General features: G+C 66.8%; 15 protein-coding genes. 7 read left to right on the top strand and 8 right to left on the bottom strand.

The window, feature by feature from the left end:
* Window positions 1–12: 12 nt before the first annotated feature.
* Both LPN03_RS01060 and LPN03_RS01055 read left to right on the top strand, forming a co-directional pair.
* The gene (locus LPN03_RS01060) at window positions 13–1,362 is read left to right on the top strand and encodes a sugar porter family MFS transporter (protein WP_262452669.1); all 1,350 of its coding nucleotides are present in this window, start codon (window positions 13–15) and stop codon (window positions 1,360–1,362) included.
* Window positions 1,359–2,378 (top strand): Gfo/Idh/MocA family oxidoreductase, encoded by a 1,020-nt coding sequence (locus LPN03_RS01055; RefSeq protein WP_262452640.1) that lies wholly within the window; start codon window positions 1,359–1,361, stop codon window positions 2,376–2,378. Before LPN03_RS01060 ends, LPN03_RS01055 begins: the two co-directional genes overlap by 4 nt.
* A 130-nt stretch (window positions 2,379–2,508) precedes the next feature.
* Here the strand turns inward: LPN03_RS01055 and iolB are convergent, their stop codons facing one another.
* From iolB to LPN03_RS01035, 4 genes are all read right to left on the bottom strand, one after another.
* A complete protein-coding gene (iolB, locus tag LPN03_RS01050; protein ID WP_262452638.1) occupies window positions 2,509–3,402 on the bottom strand; it encodes a 5-deoxy-glucuronate isomerase in 894 nt (297 codons plus the stop codon).
* Between the two features lie 29 nt (window positions 3,403–3,431).
* Window positions 3,432–4,172, bottom strand: coding sequence for a GntR family transcriptional regulator (locus tag LPN03_RS01045; protein WP_165183000.1), 741 nt, complete (start codon window positions 4,170–4,172; stop codon window positions 3,432–3,434).
* Window positions 4,173–4,281: 109 nt separating this feature from the next.
* Entirely contained in the window at window positions 4,282–5,232 is a 951-nt protein-coding gene (locus LPN03_RS01040) for a metallophosphoesterase (RefSeq protein ID WP_165182999.1), read from the bottom strand.
* Between the two features lie 5 nt (window positions 5,233–5,237).
* Entirely contained in the window at window positions 5,238–7,472 is a 2,235-nt protein-coding gene (locus tag LPN03_RS01035) for a transglycosylase domain-containing protein (RefSeq protein WP_165182998.1), read from the bottom strand.
* A gap of 36 nt (window positions 7,473–7,508) precedes the next feature.
* On the opposite strand from LPN03_RS01035, the gene LPN03_RS01030 reads away from it, so the two are divergent.
* From LPN03_RS01030 to LPN03_RS01020, 3 genes are read left to right on the top strand one after another with little or no spacing between them, the layout of a single operon-like run.
* A complete protein-coding gene (locus tag LPN03_RS01030) occupies window positions 7,509–7,664 on the top strand; it encodes a DUF4177 domain-containing protein (RefSeq protein WP_165182997.1) in 156 nt (51 codons plus the stop codon).
* 2 nt (window positions 7,665–7,666) lie between these two features.
* Window positions 7,667–8,152, top strand: coding sequence for a RidA family protein (locus LPN03_RS01025; RefSeq protein WP_262452635.1), 486 nt, complete (start codon window positions 7,667–7,669; stop codon window positions 8,150–8,152).
* Complete coding sequence (locus LPN03_RS01020; protein ID WP_370875218.1) at window positions 8,136–9,080, top strand: NUDIX hydrolase; 945 nt, start codon at window positions 8,136–8,138, stop codon at window positions 9,078–9,080. The genes LPN03_RS01025 and LPN03_RS01020 overlap by 17 nt, the downstream gene beginning before the upstream one ends.
* 152 nt (window positions 9,081–9,232) lie before the next feature.
* Here LPN03_RS01020 and LPN03_RS01015 read toward each other — a convergent pair whose 3' ends face one another.
* Window positions 9,233–9,910, bottom strand: a complete 678-nt coding sequence (locus LPN03_RS01015; protein WP_165182995.1) for a Crp/Fnr family transcriptional regulator — start codon at window positions 9,908–9,910, stop codon at window positions 9,233–9,235.
* A 211-nt stretch (window positions 9,911–10,121) separates the two neighbouring features.
* Between LPN03_RS01015 and LPN03_RS01010 the strand changes: the two genes are divergently transcribed.
* Window positions 10,122–11,306 carry a MarP family serine protease gene (locus LPN03_RS01010; protein WP_262452633.1) on the top strand — a complete coding sequence of 395 codons (1,185 nt, stop codon included), beginning with the start codon at window positions 10,122–10,124 and terminating at the stop codon, window positions 11,304–11,306.
* A 23-nt stretch (window positions 11,307–11,329) separates the two neighbouring features.
* Here LPN03_RS01010 and aroQ read toward each other — a convergent pair whose 3' ends face one another.
* Entirely contained in the window at window positions 11,330–11,809 is a 480-nt protein-coding gene (aroQ, locus tag LPN03_RS01005; protein WP_262452632.1) for a type II 3-dehydroquinate dehydratase, read from the bottom strand.
* Window positions 11,810–11,910: 101 nt separating this feature from the next.
* On the opposite strand from aroQ, the gene LPN03_RS01000 reads away from it, so the two are divergent.
* A complete protein-coding gene (locus LPN03_RS01000; protein WP_262452631.1) occupies window positions 11,911–12,384 on the top strand; it encodes a hypothetical protein in 474 nt (157 codons plus the stop codon).
* On the opposite strand, the gene LPN03_RS00995 is transcribed toward LPN03_RS01000, so the two are convergent.
* Window positions 12,371–14,524 (bottom strand): alpha-galactosidase, encoded by a 2,154-nt coding sequence (locus LPN03_RS00995; RefSeq protein ID WP_262452630.1) that lies wholly within the window; start codon window positions 14,522–14,524, stop codon window positions 12,371–12,373. The genes LPN03_RS01000 and LPN03_RS00995 overlap by 14 nt on opposite strands.
* A gap of 22 nt (window positions 14,525–14,546) precedes the next feature.
* Window positions 14,547–15,353, bottom strand: coding sequence for a DeoR/GlpR family DNA-binding transcription regulator (locus tag LPN03_RS00990; RefSeq protein WP_165182990.1), 807 nt, complete (start codon window positions 15,351–15,353; stop codon window positions 14,547–14,549).
* Window positions 15,354–15,384: the final 31 nt, after the last annotated feature.

Raw genomic sequence — 15,384 nt, 5'->3', positions numbered from 1 at the left:
CCCCGGAAGTTCATGCGGAAGGTGGCGCTGTTCTCCACCTTTGGCGGCCTGCTGTTTGGCTACGACACCGGCGTGATCAACGGCGCCCTCCCGTTCATGCAGCGCGACCTCGGACTGACTCCGCTGACCGAGGGCTTGGTCACCTCCACCCTGCTGCTGGGCGCCGCCTTTGGCGCCATCATGGCGGGCCGGCTTTCGGACCGCTTTGGCCGGCGCAAGACCATCATGGGCCTGGCCGTCATCTTCGCCCTGGCCACCATCGGCTGTTCGCTTTCCCCAACCACGGCGCTGCTGGTCCTCTCGCGCACCGTCCTGGGGCTCGCCGTCGGCGGTGCCTCGGTGATTGTGCCCGTATACCTGGCCGAGATGTCCCCGGCCGCCCAGCGCGGGCGGATCGTGACGCAAAACGAGCTCATGATCGTGACGGGGCAGTTCCTGGCCTTCACCTTCAACGCCCTGCTCGGCAACCTGTTCCCGGATGCCAGCCACATTTGGCGCTACATGCTGGTCATAGCCACGCTGCCCGCCGTCGTCCTGTGGTTTGGCATGCTGGTGCTGCCGGAAAGTCCGCGCTGGCTGGCCGCCGGCGGCCGCTTCGAGGAAGTCCTGGACGTGCTCCGGAAGGGGCGTGCCCCCGAGGACGTGAAGGGGGAATTCGACGAGGTCCGCGAGGCTGCCCGGGAGGACTACCAGGCCAAGCTGGGCACCGTGAGGGACCTGGCCGTGCCGTGGATCCGCCGGATTTTCGTCGTCGGGCTGGGCATGGCCGTCATCAACCAGATCAGCGGCATCAACGCCATCATGTATTACGGCACCACCATCCTCTCCTCCTCCGGCTTTGGGGACCGGGGTGCGCTGATCGCCAACGTCCTCAACGGGGTGGTCTCCGTGGCCGCCGTCGTGGCCGGCATGTACTTCATGTCGCGGCTGCCGCGAAAGTTCATGCTCATCATGGGGCTCAGCGGCACGGCGTCGTCCCTGCTGGCCCTGTCCATCGTGTCCCTGGCGGTGCCCGAGAGCCTGCTCCGCGGCTACCTGGTGCTCCTGTGCATGGTGGTGTTCCTGGCGTTCATGCAGGGCTTCATCGGCTGCGTCACCTGGCTGACCATGGCGGAGATTTTCCCCCTGCACGTGCGCGGGGTGGGCATGGGCATCTGCGTGTTTGTGCTGTGGATTGTGAACTTTTTGATCGGCTTCTTTTTCCCGCAGCTTGTGGCCGGGATCGGGGTCTCCGCCACCTTCCTCATTTTTGTGGTGCTGCAAATCGGCGCCATCATCTGGGTCAAGAGGGTGGTCCCGGAAACCCGCGGCAAGTCCCTGGAAGAGCTGGAACATTACTTCAAGAGCAAGGAAAGCGCATGAAAACCATCACCCTGGGCCTGGTCGGAGTGGGCCGCATCGGCGTCATGCACGCCAACAACATCGCCGCCGTCAACGTACTGCTCTCGCCGGATGTGCGCGTCGAGCTGAAGCTCACAGACGTTGCGGCCGACCATGCCCGTTCGGTGGCGGACGGCCTGGGCGCCGAATTTGTGCCGTCCGTGCCGGAGCTGCTGGCCGCGGGCATTGACGGACTGCTGATCGCCACCGGCACGGCCACCCACCCCGAACTCATCAAGGCCGGCGTGGACGCGGGCATCCCGGTGTTCTGCGAAAAGCCCGTCGGCGTCAACGTGGCCGAATCACTGCCCGTCCTCGACTACATCCGCGAGCACGGCGGCACCGTGCAGATCGGCCACCAGCGCCGCTTCGACGCCGGCTACCAGGAGGCCAAGCGGGCGTACGACGCCGGCGAGCTGGGCTGGATCCACTCCCTCCGCGCCATTACGGGCGACATGACCCCGCCGCCGGTGGAGTTCCTGGCCACTTCCGGCGGGCTGTTCCGCGACTGCTCAGTCCACGATTTTGACGTGCTGCGCTGGATCACGGGCCGCGAAATCACGGAGGTCTACTCCAAGGGTTCCAACAACGGCGACCCCGCCATCGGCGAAGTGGGCGACGTGGACACGGCGCTGGCCGTCATCACCTTCGACGACGGCACCGTGGGCACCGTTTCCGCCACCCGCTACAACGGCGCAGGGCACGACGTCCGGCTGGAAATCCAGGGCTCCAAGGGCTCCGTCATGGTGGGCCTGGACGAACAGGCGGCGCTCCGTTCCGCCGAAGCTGGCATCACCTTCCCCTCCGGCACGGCGCACCAAACCTTCGCGGAGCGCTTCGAGGCGGCCTATGTCTCCGAGCTGGCGGCCTTCGTGGAACTCATCCAGGGCCTGCGCCCCAACCCGTGCACGCCCGAGGACGCCGTGGCCGCCTCCAAGGTGGCAGACGCCGCCCAGGAATCCCTGCTCACCGGGGCACCCGTTCGCGTGGCCCCGTAGGCCGAAGTTGGAGATAACCACCTCCCCAAAGGTCGAGGTTGGAGATAACCACCGATCGAATCGGTGGTTATCTCCAACCTCGGCGGTGAATCCGGTGGTTATCTCCAACCTCGGCGGGGCAGGGCCGGGATTAGCGGGTGAAGGGGAGCCTGGGGTCGATGGCGGCCGCATCCCAGGTCTGGCGGACCCAGCCGTGGTGGGGGTCGTCGCTGATGAGCCACTCGCGCACCGGTCCGGGGCCGGCCATGACGTTGAGGTAGTACAGGTCGTAGCCGGGCGCGGCCATCGCGGGGCCGTGCCAGCCGTAGGGGACCAGGATGGTGTCGCCCGTGCGGACCTCGGCCTGGACGTCGATGGGCCGCTCGTCAGAGGCGTACACGCGCTGGTAGCCGATGGCGTCGGCGTCGTCCGGGGCGGGGGAGCCGGCGGCAACCTGGGTCTCGAAGTAATAGATTTCCTCCAACGCCGTCTCGCCGTCCTGTTCCACGTCATGCTTGTGGGGCGGGTAGGAGGACCAGTTGCCGGCGGGGGTGATGACCTCGCAGACGATGAACCTGTCTGCCTCCAGGGCTGCGGGCGTGCCGAAGTTGTGGACCTGGCGCGAGCAGGTGCCCGCGCCGCGCAGCTCCACCGGAATTTCCGCGGCCTGCACCAGCCGGGTTGGATACTCCTGGCGGGCGGGCGCCGTGGCGACGGCCACGCGCCCGCCGCCGGCCGAGCTGATGGTGACGGCCTTCCCGATGCCGGTGTACAGCACGTCCGTGGGCCCGCTGAAAACGTTGGGGCGGCCGGCCAGCTCATGGGCAGTGCCGTCCACTGTGACGGTGAACGCGCCGCTGAGCGGCACCACAATCCGCTCCTCACCAGCCGCGGGAAGCACGACGGCGGCACCCGGGGCCAGGGTGGCCACCTTCAGTCCGGTGTGCGCCCAGCCGCTCACGGTGGTAGCGGAATCGGAGGTTCCCAGGGATACGTCCCAGCTCCCGTCGCGGGCCGAGCCCAGCGGATATACCCAGTCGGTCATGAGTTTCCTTCGTTGTCGGGTGGCGGCGCTCAGCGCTGCACCAGGGTCATTTCAAAGCTGTACTGGTCGGCCCGGTAGACGTGGCGGCCGGTTTCCACCATGCGGCCGGTGTCGTCGACGGCGGTGCGTTCCATGGTGACGAGGGCGGAGCCGGGCACGGTGTCGAGCAGTGGCGCCTGGTAGCTGTTGGCCACCATCGCCCCGATGCGCTGCTGGGCCAGGCGGAAGTTCACTCCGGCGTTGCGCAGGATGGCGTAGAGGCCCTGGTCCGCCAGGGACGTCTCCTCAATGGCGGTGACGTCGTCGCGCACCCAGTTTTCCATGAGCGCCAGCGGCTTGCCGTCCACCTTGCGCAGGCGGGTGAAGTGGTACACCTTGGCGCCTGCCGGCAGTGCCAGCTTCTCGCAGATGACAGCGTCGGCATCGATGTGGGAAAACGTCAGGACATCCGTGGTGGGCTTGCTGCCCCGGGCGCTGAGGTCGTCAAAGAGGCTGGAGAGTTCCAGCGGGCGGCGCACCTGGCTGGCCACCACCTGGGTGCCCACGCCGCGCTTGCGGACCAGCAGGCCCGCCCGGACCAGCTCATCCATGGCCTTGCGCATGGTGGGGCGGGACAGGTTGAGGGCCGCGGCCAGGTCGATCTCGTTTTCCAGCTTGCTGCCGGGAACAAGGGTGCCGTCGTGGATGAGGTTCTCGATGCCCTGGACCACCTGGTGGTACAGGGGGATGGGTGAGGAACGGTCGATGCTGAGGTTGAGCGAGTTGGCCATGACGTACTCCTTGGGCAATGCCACGAAAACAGCGGGCGTGCTGGATGCAGCCTCAACTACCGTCGTCCATCATCCTATTGTCAGGACAAACTAATTGCAATGCGGCGGGCTATGCCCCGGCCTTCGCCGTCAGGGTCAGGACAACGGCTTCCGGCCGGCAGGCGAAGCGGAAGGGGGCCGTGCGGGCGGTGCCGATGCCGCCTGAGACGTTTACCGGCGTCGTGCTTCCCTTGAAGTCCCAGTCGTTCAGGCCCTTGGCGCGCCAGGTGGGGAGGTCGCAGTTGCTGACCAGGGCGCCGTAGCCGGGCAGGCAGACCTGGCCGCCGTGGGTGTGGCCGGCCAGGATCAGGTCCGCCCCGTCATCGGTGAAATGGTCCAGCACGCGCTGGTAGGGGGCATGGGCCAGGGCTATTTTGACGTGGGGCGCCTTGTGCTGGTTGGCGGAGCCGCGCGGCCAGCCGGCGTAGCGTTCCCGCTTCAGGTGGGGGTCGTCCACGCCGCTGAAGTCAAAGCGGATGCCCTTGAGCGGGATGGACTGGGCTCGGTTGGTCAGGTTTACCCAGCCGCCCAGCCCGAAGCCGGCATGCAGGGCCTCCGTGTCGAGGGCGTGCGGGGGCTTCTTGTCCGGCCCCGGAACCTTGGAGGGTCCGGAAAAGTAGCCCAGGGGGTTCTTCAGCCGGGGCGCGAAGTAGTCATTGGACCCCGGGACGAACACGCCGGGAAAGTCCATCAGGGGACCCAGCGCCTCGAGCAGGGGTGCCACGGCTTTGGGGTGGCTGAGGTTGTCGCCTGTGTTTACCACCAGGTCGGGCTGGAGCCCGGCCAGGCTGTGCAGCCACTCCGTCTTTTTCCGCTGGCCGGGGGAAAAATGGATGTCGGAGAGGTGCAGCACGGTGAACGGTGCGGCGCCGGCCGGCAGGATGGCCAGGGTTTCGTGGCGGATGGTGAACCAGTTGCGCTCAATAAAGGTCCCGTAGGCCACACATGCAGTGCCGGTGGCCGCCACCAAGCCCGCCGTCCTGCCCAGGGCGGCGAGGCGGGGGCGTGGTGTCGGGGACATTCAGGCTAGTCCTTCTTCTTGGGTGTGGGTGCCGGCGGCTTGGTGTTGTTGCCCTTGTCGTTGCCCGTATTGGGCGCCGGGGTCACTGGCGTTGGCGGTGCCACCACAATGGGGTTCACCATGCTGGCTGGCGGCGCAGGGAACGCGCCTGTGTCGAAGCTGCCCGCCACGGCGTTCATGTATCCCTGCCACGCCTTGCCGGCGTAGGTGGCGCCATCCACGTAGGGGATCCGGGTGCCGGCGATCAACTTGTCATTGTTGCCCCGGTTTTTGTTTTCCGGGCTGCCGAGCCAGGACGACGTGACGAGGCCCTTCGTGAAACCGGTGGTCCACGTCTGCTGGGAGTCGTTGGTGGTACCTGTCTTGGCGCCTGCCGGGAAGTTCAGGGGGATCTGGTAACCGGAACCACGCACCAGCACCTCCTGCAGCACCGACACCACGCCGGCGGCAACCTCCGGCTTGATGGTTTGCTTGCAATTGGCGCTGGGGACGGGGAATTTGTCACCCTTGGCGTTCGTGATGGACACCAGGGCAATGGGGTCGCAGTGCACGCCACCGGAAGCGAAGGTGGCAAATGCCGAAGCCATGGTCAAGGGGGCCACCTCGCCGCTGCCCAGCAGGCTGCTGGTGTTGGAGAGGTCGTAGGGTTTGTTCGGGTTCTCCCCGAGGTGGATGCCGGCCGCCGTCATCATCTTTTGGATGTTGCACAGGTCAAGCTTTGAGGCCGTATACATGGTGGCCGTGTTGAGGGAGTTGTACAGGCCCTCCCGTGCGGTCAACCGCCTGTACCAGCCCTCTTCCGCGTTTTGCAGGTCCGTGGAGCCAGGGTAGTTGCTGTCGTAGATGCCCTTGGAGGTGCCGCAGGTGTTGACCCAGGGGTATCCCACCGGGTACTTGCGCACCGAGGCGTCGACCATTTCGTTGATCTTATGGCCGTCGTTGAGCCACTCGGCGAAGGTGAAGGGCTTGATGGTTGAACCCACATCGAAGCCTCCGGCCCCGCCCAAGGACTGGCCCTTGGTGTCAACCCGGTCGACGGCGAAGTTGTAGTCACTGCTCCACTGGCCCTTGGGGGCGTTGATCTTGGTGTTTTGTGCCATGGCCAGGATTTTGCCGGTGAGGGGCTGGACCGTGACGAGTGCCTGGCCCACTTTGTCCGGGTTGTTGTTCATGGGCGTGAAGTTGGCAAACTGGGCCTGGGCCGCATCCTGCAGCTTCGGATCCAGCGTGGTCTTGATGGTCAGGCCGCCCTGGGCCAGCAGCTTTTCGCGGTCCGCCTTGGTCTTGCCGTAAACAGGATCATTGAGAATGAGGTTGGTGACGTACTGGCAGAAGTACTCGCCGCGGACGGCAGTGGCGCAGCCAGCCTGGTTCGGTGTGATCTTCAGGTCGATCTTGGCCTTGACGGCGGCGTCGTGCTGCTTTTTGTCAATCTTCTTTTGGTCCAGCATGCGGTCCAGTACCATGTTGCGGCGGGAAACCGCGTGGTCCGGGTTGGCGACCGGATCGTAGTAGGTGGGGCTGTTCACTACGCCGGCCAGCGTGGCGGCCTGGGGCAGTGTCAGGTCCTTGGCGTGGACGCCAAAGTAGTAGGAGGCAGCGGACTCGATGCCGTAGTTGTTGTTGGCAAAGTACACCCAATTCAGGTAGCCCTGGAGGATGTCGTCCTTGGAGTATTTCTTCTCCATGGCGATGGCCAGCTTGATCTCGCGGACCTTGTCGCCGGTGGTCTTGGCGGCACCGAGCTTGATCTTGTCCTTTTCACCATTGGCCGCATACGTCTGGATGATGACGTTATTCACGTACTGCTGCGTGATGGTGGAAGCACCCTGGCGGTCACCGCCCTGGGCCATGGCGGAGACGGCACGCAGCAGACCCTTGGTGTCAATGCCGCCGTGCTCGTAGTAGCGGGAGTCTTCGACGGCGATGATGGCGTTCTTCATGAACGGCGAGATCGCGGCAAGCTTCACTTCGGTGCGGTTTTGGTCATAGAACTTGGCCAGGACGGAACCGTCCGAGGCCAGCACCACCGACGACTGTGCGGGCACGCCCACCGTCATGTCGTCGGGAAGCTGGTCAAAGAAGTTGATGGAGGAGGTAGCTGTGTTGCCGGTCAGGGCCACCGCGGGAACCATGAGTCCGGCGATGAGGACACCACAAATAGAGCTCACGCCAAGGAAGAGCATTAATTTTCCGAGGGTGGTGGCGGTATCGAAAATGGGGTGTTTTTTTGCTGCCATTTTTCCAGTTTACCGGCAGGGGCTACGCTTTGAAGCATGACTAAATGGGAGTACGCTACGATTCCGCTCATAATTCACGCCACGAAGCAGATCCTTGACCAGTGGGGCGAGGACGGCTGGGAGCTGGTCCAGGTCATCGCCGGACCTGATGGAAACGGCCTTGTTGCGTACCTGAAGCGGGAGAAGGCATAACCATGGAATCCGCACAGAATCAAGGATCCGGACGCATTGAGGCCCGCCTCGCAGAGCTTGGCCTGGCGCTGCCGGCGGTGGCCGCACCCGTGGCCGCGTACGTCCCCGCGGTGATCTCGGGCAACCATGTCTACACCTCCGGACAGCTGCCTTTTGTTGATGGAAGTCTCGCGGCCACCGGGAAAGTCGGCGCTGAAGTTTCCGCTGATGACGCAAAAAAGTACGCCGCAACCTCCGCAATCAATGCCATTGCGGCGCTCAAGAGCGTCCTGGGCGACCTGGACCGGGTGGTCCGCATTGTCAAGGTGGTGGGCTTCGTCGCCTCCGATCCCGGCTTCACCGGCCAGCCTGGCGTCATCAATGGCGCCTCCGAACTCCTGGGCGAGGTATTCGGTGACGCAGGCGTCCACGCACGCTCCGCCGTCGGGGTTGCCGTGCTCCCCCTGGACTCGCCCGTCGAGGTTGAGTTGATTGCCCAATTCCAGTAGCACCCAGGCCCCGCGCCCGGCTGGCAAAAAGCGAATCTTTCCGTTGGATGCCAGCCAGGCCGAGGCCGCCCAGGCGTGGGTCGACTTTGGCGACCGCGCACCCAGCAAGCCGCGCCTCGCTTCCTCGGTGGTGCTGTTGAAGGACAGCCCCACCGGATTGCAGACCTTCCTGACGTACCGGCCGGGCGGATCGCCGCTGGGCCTGGTTGCCTTCCCCGGCGGCACAGTGGAAGCCGCGGACGACGACGTCACCGACTGGGTGGGCCCCTCACCTGCCCAGTGGGCCAAGAGCCTGGGGACCCCCAGTGTGGAGGTGGCCAAACGGCACGTGGTGGCTGCCATCCGCGAAACGTTTGAGGAAACCGGCATGCTGCTGGCCGGGCCGGACGCCTCCTCCCTGGTGGAGGACATTTCCGGGCCCGAGTGGATGAAGGCCCGCGAGGCTATTGCCTCCCAGGACACCACCTTTGCGGCCCTGCTGGAACGCCGAGGGCTGGCCCTGCGCACCGACCTGCTCAAGCCCTTGAGCCACTGGATGAGCCCGGACTTCGCCCACCGCCGTTTCGACACCCACTACTTTGCCGCAGCCCGCCCTGTGAACCAGGAACCGCAGCTGCTCAGCAGCAAGGGAGTCTGGGGCCGGTGGGCCTGCGCGGCCACTGTCGTGGAGGAGCGCCTCACCACCGCCCTCGGGGATGAGATCGGGCAGGACACCACGGTGGGGCTGCCGCTTGCCGAGCTGGTGGTGCCCGGGGTTGAAATCATCCTGGAGAAGCTCGGCGCCGCCCGCGGCTGCATTGCCTACCTCAATCACAAGCGGCCCATCAACGAATACAAGCCGAAATTGGTGGCCGGCGGCGACGGCTCGTTCCAGCTCGAAGTGCAGGCCACCCCCGCTTCCGAGGGAGCAGCCTGCCGCGAGCGGTAACCCCCTACCGATCCTCCCTCACCTTTCGCGGTGTTTGAGGGGACGCTCCCTGCCACGTCGCGGGAGCGTTGGCGATAAGTGCCCCGGTTGCAACCGAGCGTTGGCGAAAAGTGCCCCGGTTGCAACCGAGCGTCGGGAGGGAGGGGCCGGGATTAGCGGGAGCGCTGGCGCAGGCGGTTGACGTCCAGGATGACCACGGCGCGGGCCTCCAGGCGCAGCCAGCCGCGCTGGACAAATTCGGCCAGGGCCTTGTTGACGGTCTCGCGGGAAGCGCCCACCAGCTGGGCCAGTTCTTCCTGCGTGAGCTCGTGGGCCACCAGGATGCCGTCGGTGGCGGGGCGGCCAAAGCGGTCGGCCAGGTCCAGGATGGCCTTGGCCACGCGGCCGGGGACGTCGGAGAAGACCAGGTCGGACAGGTTGTCGTTGGTGCGGCGCAGGCGGCGGGCCAGGGCCTGCAGCAGCTGCATGGACACCTCGGGGCGGTTGCGCAGCAGGGCGTTGAGGGATTCGTTCTTCAACCCGGCCAGGCGGGTTTCGGAGACCGCGGTGGCGGTGGTGCTGCGGGGTGCCGGGTCAAAGAGCGCCATTTCGCCGAACAGCTCGCCCGGGCCCAGGATGGCGACAAGTGATTCGCGGCCGTCGGGGGAGGTGCGTCCCAGCTTCACCTTGCCGGAGACAATGAAATAGAGCTGGTCGCCCTGGTCGCCTTCACGGAACACCGATGCGCCGCGGGATAGGTCCACTTCAGCCAGCTCGTCTGTCAGCAGGCGGAAGGCCTCGTCGTCGAGGGTGGTGAAGAGTGGTGCCCGGCGCAGTACGTCGATGTCCATGAAAACTCCTTAAAGTGTGTATCTCATCAGTAGTGACCTGTTACTGATTCTTTCAGAACTTTGCGCGTTTTGTGACCAATTTGGCATCCGCGGCGTCCCGAGTGGGGATTTTACCGGATTCCGGCCAGCCGAACGCACGGTTTCGACCGGTACTATGTGGTTCTCGGACCCAATTGCGGTCCGGGGTGCTTGTGAATGGCGGAAGGGTTACATGTTCGGATTGTCCTGGCTCGATGCCGTGTTGGTCCTGTGGCTGCTCTGGCAGCTCATCTACGGGCTCAGTGCCGGCCTGCTGGTGAGCCTGGGCGGGCTGGTGGGCTTCCTGGCCGGTGCCGCGGCCGCGTTCTTCGCCGCGCCCTTCGCCAACCAGTACGCACCCGGGCCCGGCTGGCGAACCGCCGCGGTCATCGGCGTGACAGTGATCCTGATTGGCGTGGGCCACGCCGTGGGAATTCGGATTGGCCGGGCCATTGGCCGGCGGGTCAAGTCCGGCCCTGTGCGCACCGTGAACCGCCTCCTGGGCGGCGCCCTCAACGTCCTGGTTGGTGCCGCCGTGATCTCGCTGCTGGCCTTTGGCGTGAACAACCTGGGCATCCCAGCGGTCACCAAGCAGCTCAGCAGTTCCGTGGTGATCTCCAAGATTGACGCGTGGACGCCGGACCCCGTCAAGTCCGCCGCCGCGCAGCTGCGCTCCCTGGTGCTGCAGGAGGGCATCCCGCAAATCCTCAACCCCGCCGGTCCCAACGTGCAGGTGGCCGCCCCGAACTCCAGCACGGACACACCGGCCTGGAACAATGCCGCCAAGTCGGTGCTGAAGATTTCCGGCACGGCGTTCCAGTGCGGCCAGAACCAGACAGGCAGCGGGTTTGTCGTGGCGCCCGACAGGGTCCTGACGAACGCCCACGTGGTCTCCGGCGTGGACATGCCCATGGTCCAAACCCAAACCCAGGGCGCGCTGCGCGCCCGCGTGGTGTTCTTCGACCCCGTCAAGGACCTGGCCATCCTGGCCGTGGACGGACTGAACGTGCCGCCCCTGCCCACGGCGGCGAACCTGCCCGACAAGTCCGCCGCGGCCTTTGCCGGCTACCCCCTGGGCGGCCCGCTGCAGGTGCGCCCGGCGACTGTTATGACGTCCGGGCCGCTGCTGATCCCGGACATCACGGGCACCCAAAAATCCGTGCTGGATGTCTACCAGCTGGCCGGAAACGTCCAGTCGGGCAACTCCGGAGGACCGCTGCTGGATTCCTCAGGGCGCGTGGTGGGCGTGGTGTTTGCCAAGTCCACGACGTCTCAGCCGGTGGGGTTTGCCTTCACGATGGATGAGGTGGGCCCTGTCATCAAGGCCGCGTCCATGCTCAGCAGCCCCGTTTCCTCCGGGGTGTGCAGCGTCAAATAGCGGGAGCCGCCCGCCGCAGGCGCCTACGGCAGCACCTTGTCCAGGTAGCTCACTGCCAGCACGTAGCCGTGGATGCCCGCGCCCACAATGACGGCGTCGCACACGGGCGACAGGTAGGAGTGGTGCCGGAATTCCTCGCGCTTGTGCACATTGGAGATGTGGACTTCCACGGCGGGAAGCTCCACGCCGGCCAGCGCGTCCCGGATGGCCACGGAGGTGTGGGTGTATGCCCCCGCGTTGATGATGATGCCCGCCGCCGTGCCGCGCGCGGCGTGGATGGCGTCAATGAGGTCGCCCTCATGGTTGGACTGGATGCACTCGGCGCTGAAGCCGGCGGCGTTGGCGGCCTCGATGGCCAGCTGCGCCACATCGTCCAGGGTGGCACTGCCGTAGATGGCTGGTTCCCGGGTGCCCAGCAGGTTCAGGTTGGGGCCGTTGAGGATGAGGAGTTCGCCGCGGCCTTCGCCTGTGGGGCCGGCCGTGGGGTCAGGAGTGGAAGTCATGGGTTAATAATGCACCACGAGCCGGGCCGCACCCGCCCGCGTGTCGAACCGGGAAGGGGCACCCGGGGATAGGATGCGGCTATGGACACAAGGTGGGTGCCGTGATGGGGAACCTGGCAGCGTGGGGCCGGGACTGGCTGCCGGTCATTTCCTCAACGGGCGTGTTTGTTACGGCCGTGGTGGCCTACCTGGCCTACCGACAGGCGCTCGACGCCGGCCGCCGCGACCAGTGGTGGGCCCGGGCGCAGTGGGCCATTGAGTCCGCACTGGATCCGGCCGGAAATCGCCGCCTGCCCGGCCTGGTGGTGCTGACCAGCCTGAAAACGAGCAGGCTGGCCACGCCTCAGGACGCGGCCCTCTTCGACACGATTGCTCGCAGCATCCAGGCCGAGCTGGCCGCCGTCGGGCCTTCCGCCGTCGGGCCTGCCGGCGTGCCCCGCAGCGAAACGGCGGAGCCCGTGCGGGCGCAGCCGGACCGGGAACTGCTGGCCCAGGCGGCACGACTGCTGGCGGCCAGGGCGAAGCCGGCCGCGGCGCCCCGCAAGCCGGCCCCGAGCCCCATCAGCGGGCCGTGACCTCCAGCAGGATGGCCTGTTCCGGGTTCAGGATGGGCATTGGCAGCCCGGCCGCGGCCAAAAAGCGGCCCGTGGCCTCCACACCGCCGGACATCCATGGCGGTGCCGCCTCCTGCAGGAAAGGGTGTCCGCCTGCGCCCGGGTACACCGCCTCCACCCGGTAGCTGGTGTCCGGCAGCAGCCCCGGAATCGCCACCCGGCCGGGCCGTTCCGAGAACGACGTCGACACCGCCGCGAGCGCGAACAGCGCCCGGGTGCTGTCCCCGGCCACCACCCCGTGGAGCATGAGCGAAGGGTCCGGGACGTCCGCGCGGACCATGGTGCCGCCGTGGATGAGGTCCCGGTGCTTTTTGTACAGGCCGATCACCTGCCGCAGTTCCTCGCGGTCCGCCCCGGTCACCTCGCGGATGTCCCATTCCATGCCAAAGTGCCCGAACAGGGCCGTGATGGCGCGGAAAGCGAGGCTGTGGGTGCGTCCCGTGGTGTGTGCCGTGGTGGGCCCGATGTGCGATCCCACCAGCTCGGGCGGGACCACCATGGACGTCCACCGCTGGATGGTTTGACGTTCCAGCGCGTCATTGCAGTCCGAGGCCCAGACCCTGTCAGTCCGTTCCAGGATGCCCAGGTCCACGCGGGCCCCGCCGGAGGAGCAGCTTTCAATCTCCAGCCCGGGGTGGGCGGCCTTGAGGGCCTCGAAGAGCCGATAGGCGGCGAGTGTCTGGCGGTGGACGCTGGGACGGCCATGGTGGCCCATCTCGGGCAGGTCCCGGTTTTGGTCCCACTTCAGGTAGTCGATGGGGTATTCGGTGAGCAATGCGTCCAACCGGTCAAAAACGTACTGCCAGGCCTCCGGATTGACCAGGTCCAGCACCTGCTGGCGGCGCCATTCCAGCGGCAGCCGGGACCCGGCGTCGTGCCTGGGGACGGGGCCGGCAATCCAGTCGGGGTGGGCGCGGGCCACGTCGGAATCGACGTTGACCATCTCCGGCTCCACCCACAAGCCGAACTGCATCCCGCGCGAGGTGACGGCGTCCACCAGCGGGTGCAGCCCCTCCGGCCAGACGCCGCTGTCAACGTACCAGTCGCCCAGGCCGGCGTGGTCGTCGCGGCGGTGGCGGAACCAGCCGTCGTCGAGAACAAAGCGTTCCACGCCCAGCTCCGACGCCGACTCCGCCAGCTCTGTCAGCACGCCCAGGTCATGGTCGAAGTAGACGGCCTCCCAGGTGTTCAGCACCACGGGCCGCGGCGTGGCGGGGTGGTGCGGCCGGGCCCGGAACCAGGCATAAAACGCCTCGGAAATGCCGTCAAGGCCGCGGTCCGAGTAAGCGGCAAAATACGCGGGCGTCGAGTAGCTCTCGCCGGGGGCCAGCACCACCTCGCCGCTGCCCAGGAGCTCGGCCGCGCCCAGCACGGTGCGCCCGTCCGCCGTGGCATCCACAAACTGCTCATGGTCCCCGCTCCAGGCAAAGTGGCCGGCCCAGACCTGCCCGTGGCGGTTGCCGAAGCCGGCCGAACCCACGGCCATCAACAGGGACGAATCGTGGCCCGTGCGGCCGTGCCGGCCGCTGCGCACCCACGTTCCCTGCTGGACGGCATGGCGCTGCGGGTGCCGCTCCCGGCACCACCGCCCAGTCAGGTCCAGCACCTCGGTGCCGGCCGGTCCCACCGGCAGGCCAATGCCCAGTTCGTCCAGCGCGAACGGCGCTTGTGAGATGTTGGCCAGCGTGTGGCGGACCTCCAACAGGCCGCCCGGGTGGAGGCGCAGCGACGTTGTCAGTTCCAGGCCGAGGTCCGGGTCGGCCTGGGTGATGGTGGCCGAGGCGGTGTCGGAGTCCGCGCCGGCCAGGCGGAGGCGGGGCGAGAACCCACCCCCGCCCGCGTTGCCGTGCCCGCTTCCCGCGGCAGCTGCCAAGCTGTGTCCCCGCAACCCGGGCCTCCCCAGCCAGCCGGAAGACGCCTGCGGGAGCAGCCCCAGTGCAACGGGGGAGTCGAAGGAGGAGTGGGGAACGGCGTCGGGCAGCAATGCCGGATCCGGGAGGCGCCCGCCAAGGTCGGCGCCCCAGTGGAGGATTTCCGGGGTGCCGCCGTCGAGCCCCAAGAGAAGGGACGTCCCGCCCTGGCGCAAGTGAATGGATGACACGTGTGGCTCCTGACTGGGTGGGTTAAGACTGTGCGGCCAAGGATTCGGGTGAATGCGTGGCGATGCCGACCAGCCGGAGCTTGCCAACGTGCTCCCGCAGGATCCGCTGTGCCTCCAGGCCCAGGGCGTCGTCGCTGATGACCTCGTCCACGTCCTCCATGGCGGCGATGGTGCTGATGCCCACTGTGCCCCACTTGCTGTGGTCGGCCAGCACCACCACCCGGCGGGCCGCCTCGATGAGGGCCCTGTCCATCTCGGCTTCGAGGAGGTTCGGCGTGGTGAAGCCAGCCACCTCATCCACCCCGTGCACGCCCAGGAACAGGATGTCCAGGTGCAGGGAACGGACCGACTGGGTGGCGATGGGACCGACCAGGGCGTCCGACGGCGTACGCTCGCCGCCCGTGAGAATCACCGACACGCGCGAGCCGGCACCTTGAAAGACATCGGCGATCTTGACGGAGTTCGTCACCACAGTCAGGTTCTTCCGGGAGCTCAGCGCCTTGGCGAGGGCCCAGGTGGTGGTGCCGGCGCTGAGACCAATGGCCATGCCGTCGTGGACCAGCTGCACGGCTGCCTGGGCGATGGCCTTCTTTTCCTGGGTGCTTTGCGTGGACTTGAGCTCGAAGCCTGGCTCGTGGGTGCCTGCATCGCCCGGCAGCTTGGCGCCGCCATGGATCTTCTGGACCAGACCGGCGTCGTCCAGGGCCTCAATGTCCCGGCGGACGGTGACCACGGAGACGCCGAGCAGCTCGGCCAGGTCGGCGACCCGCGCCACGCGTTCACGCGCCACGATGGCCACAATTTCAGTGCGGCGGACGTCGGCAAGCATGGGCACCTCCTCTGTTCGGGGGAGGGGATCG

This window comes from Arthrobacter sp. A2-55 (assembly GCF_025548615.1).
GTDB classification, from domain to species: domain Bacteria; phylum Actinomycetota; class Actinomycetes; order Actinomycetales; family Micrococcaceae; genus Specibacter; species Specibacter silviterrae.
The sequence above is the reverse complement of the archived record's forward strand: the minus strand, read 5'-3'. Positions and strand labels throughout refer to the sequence as shown.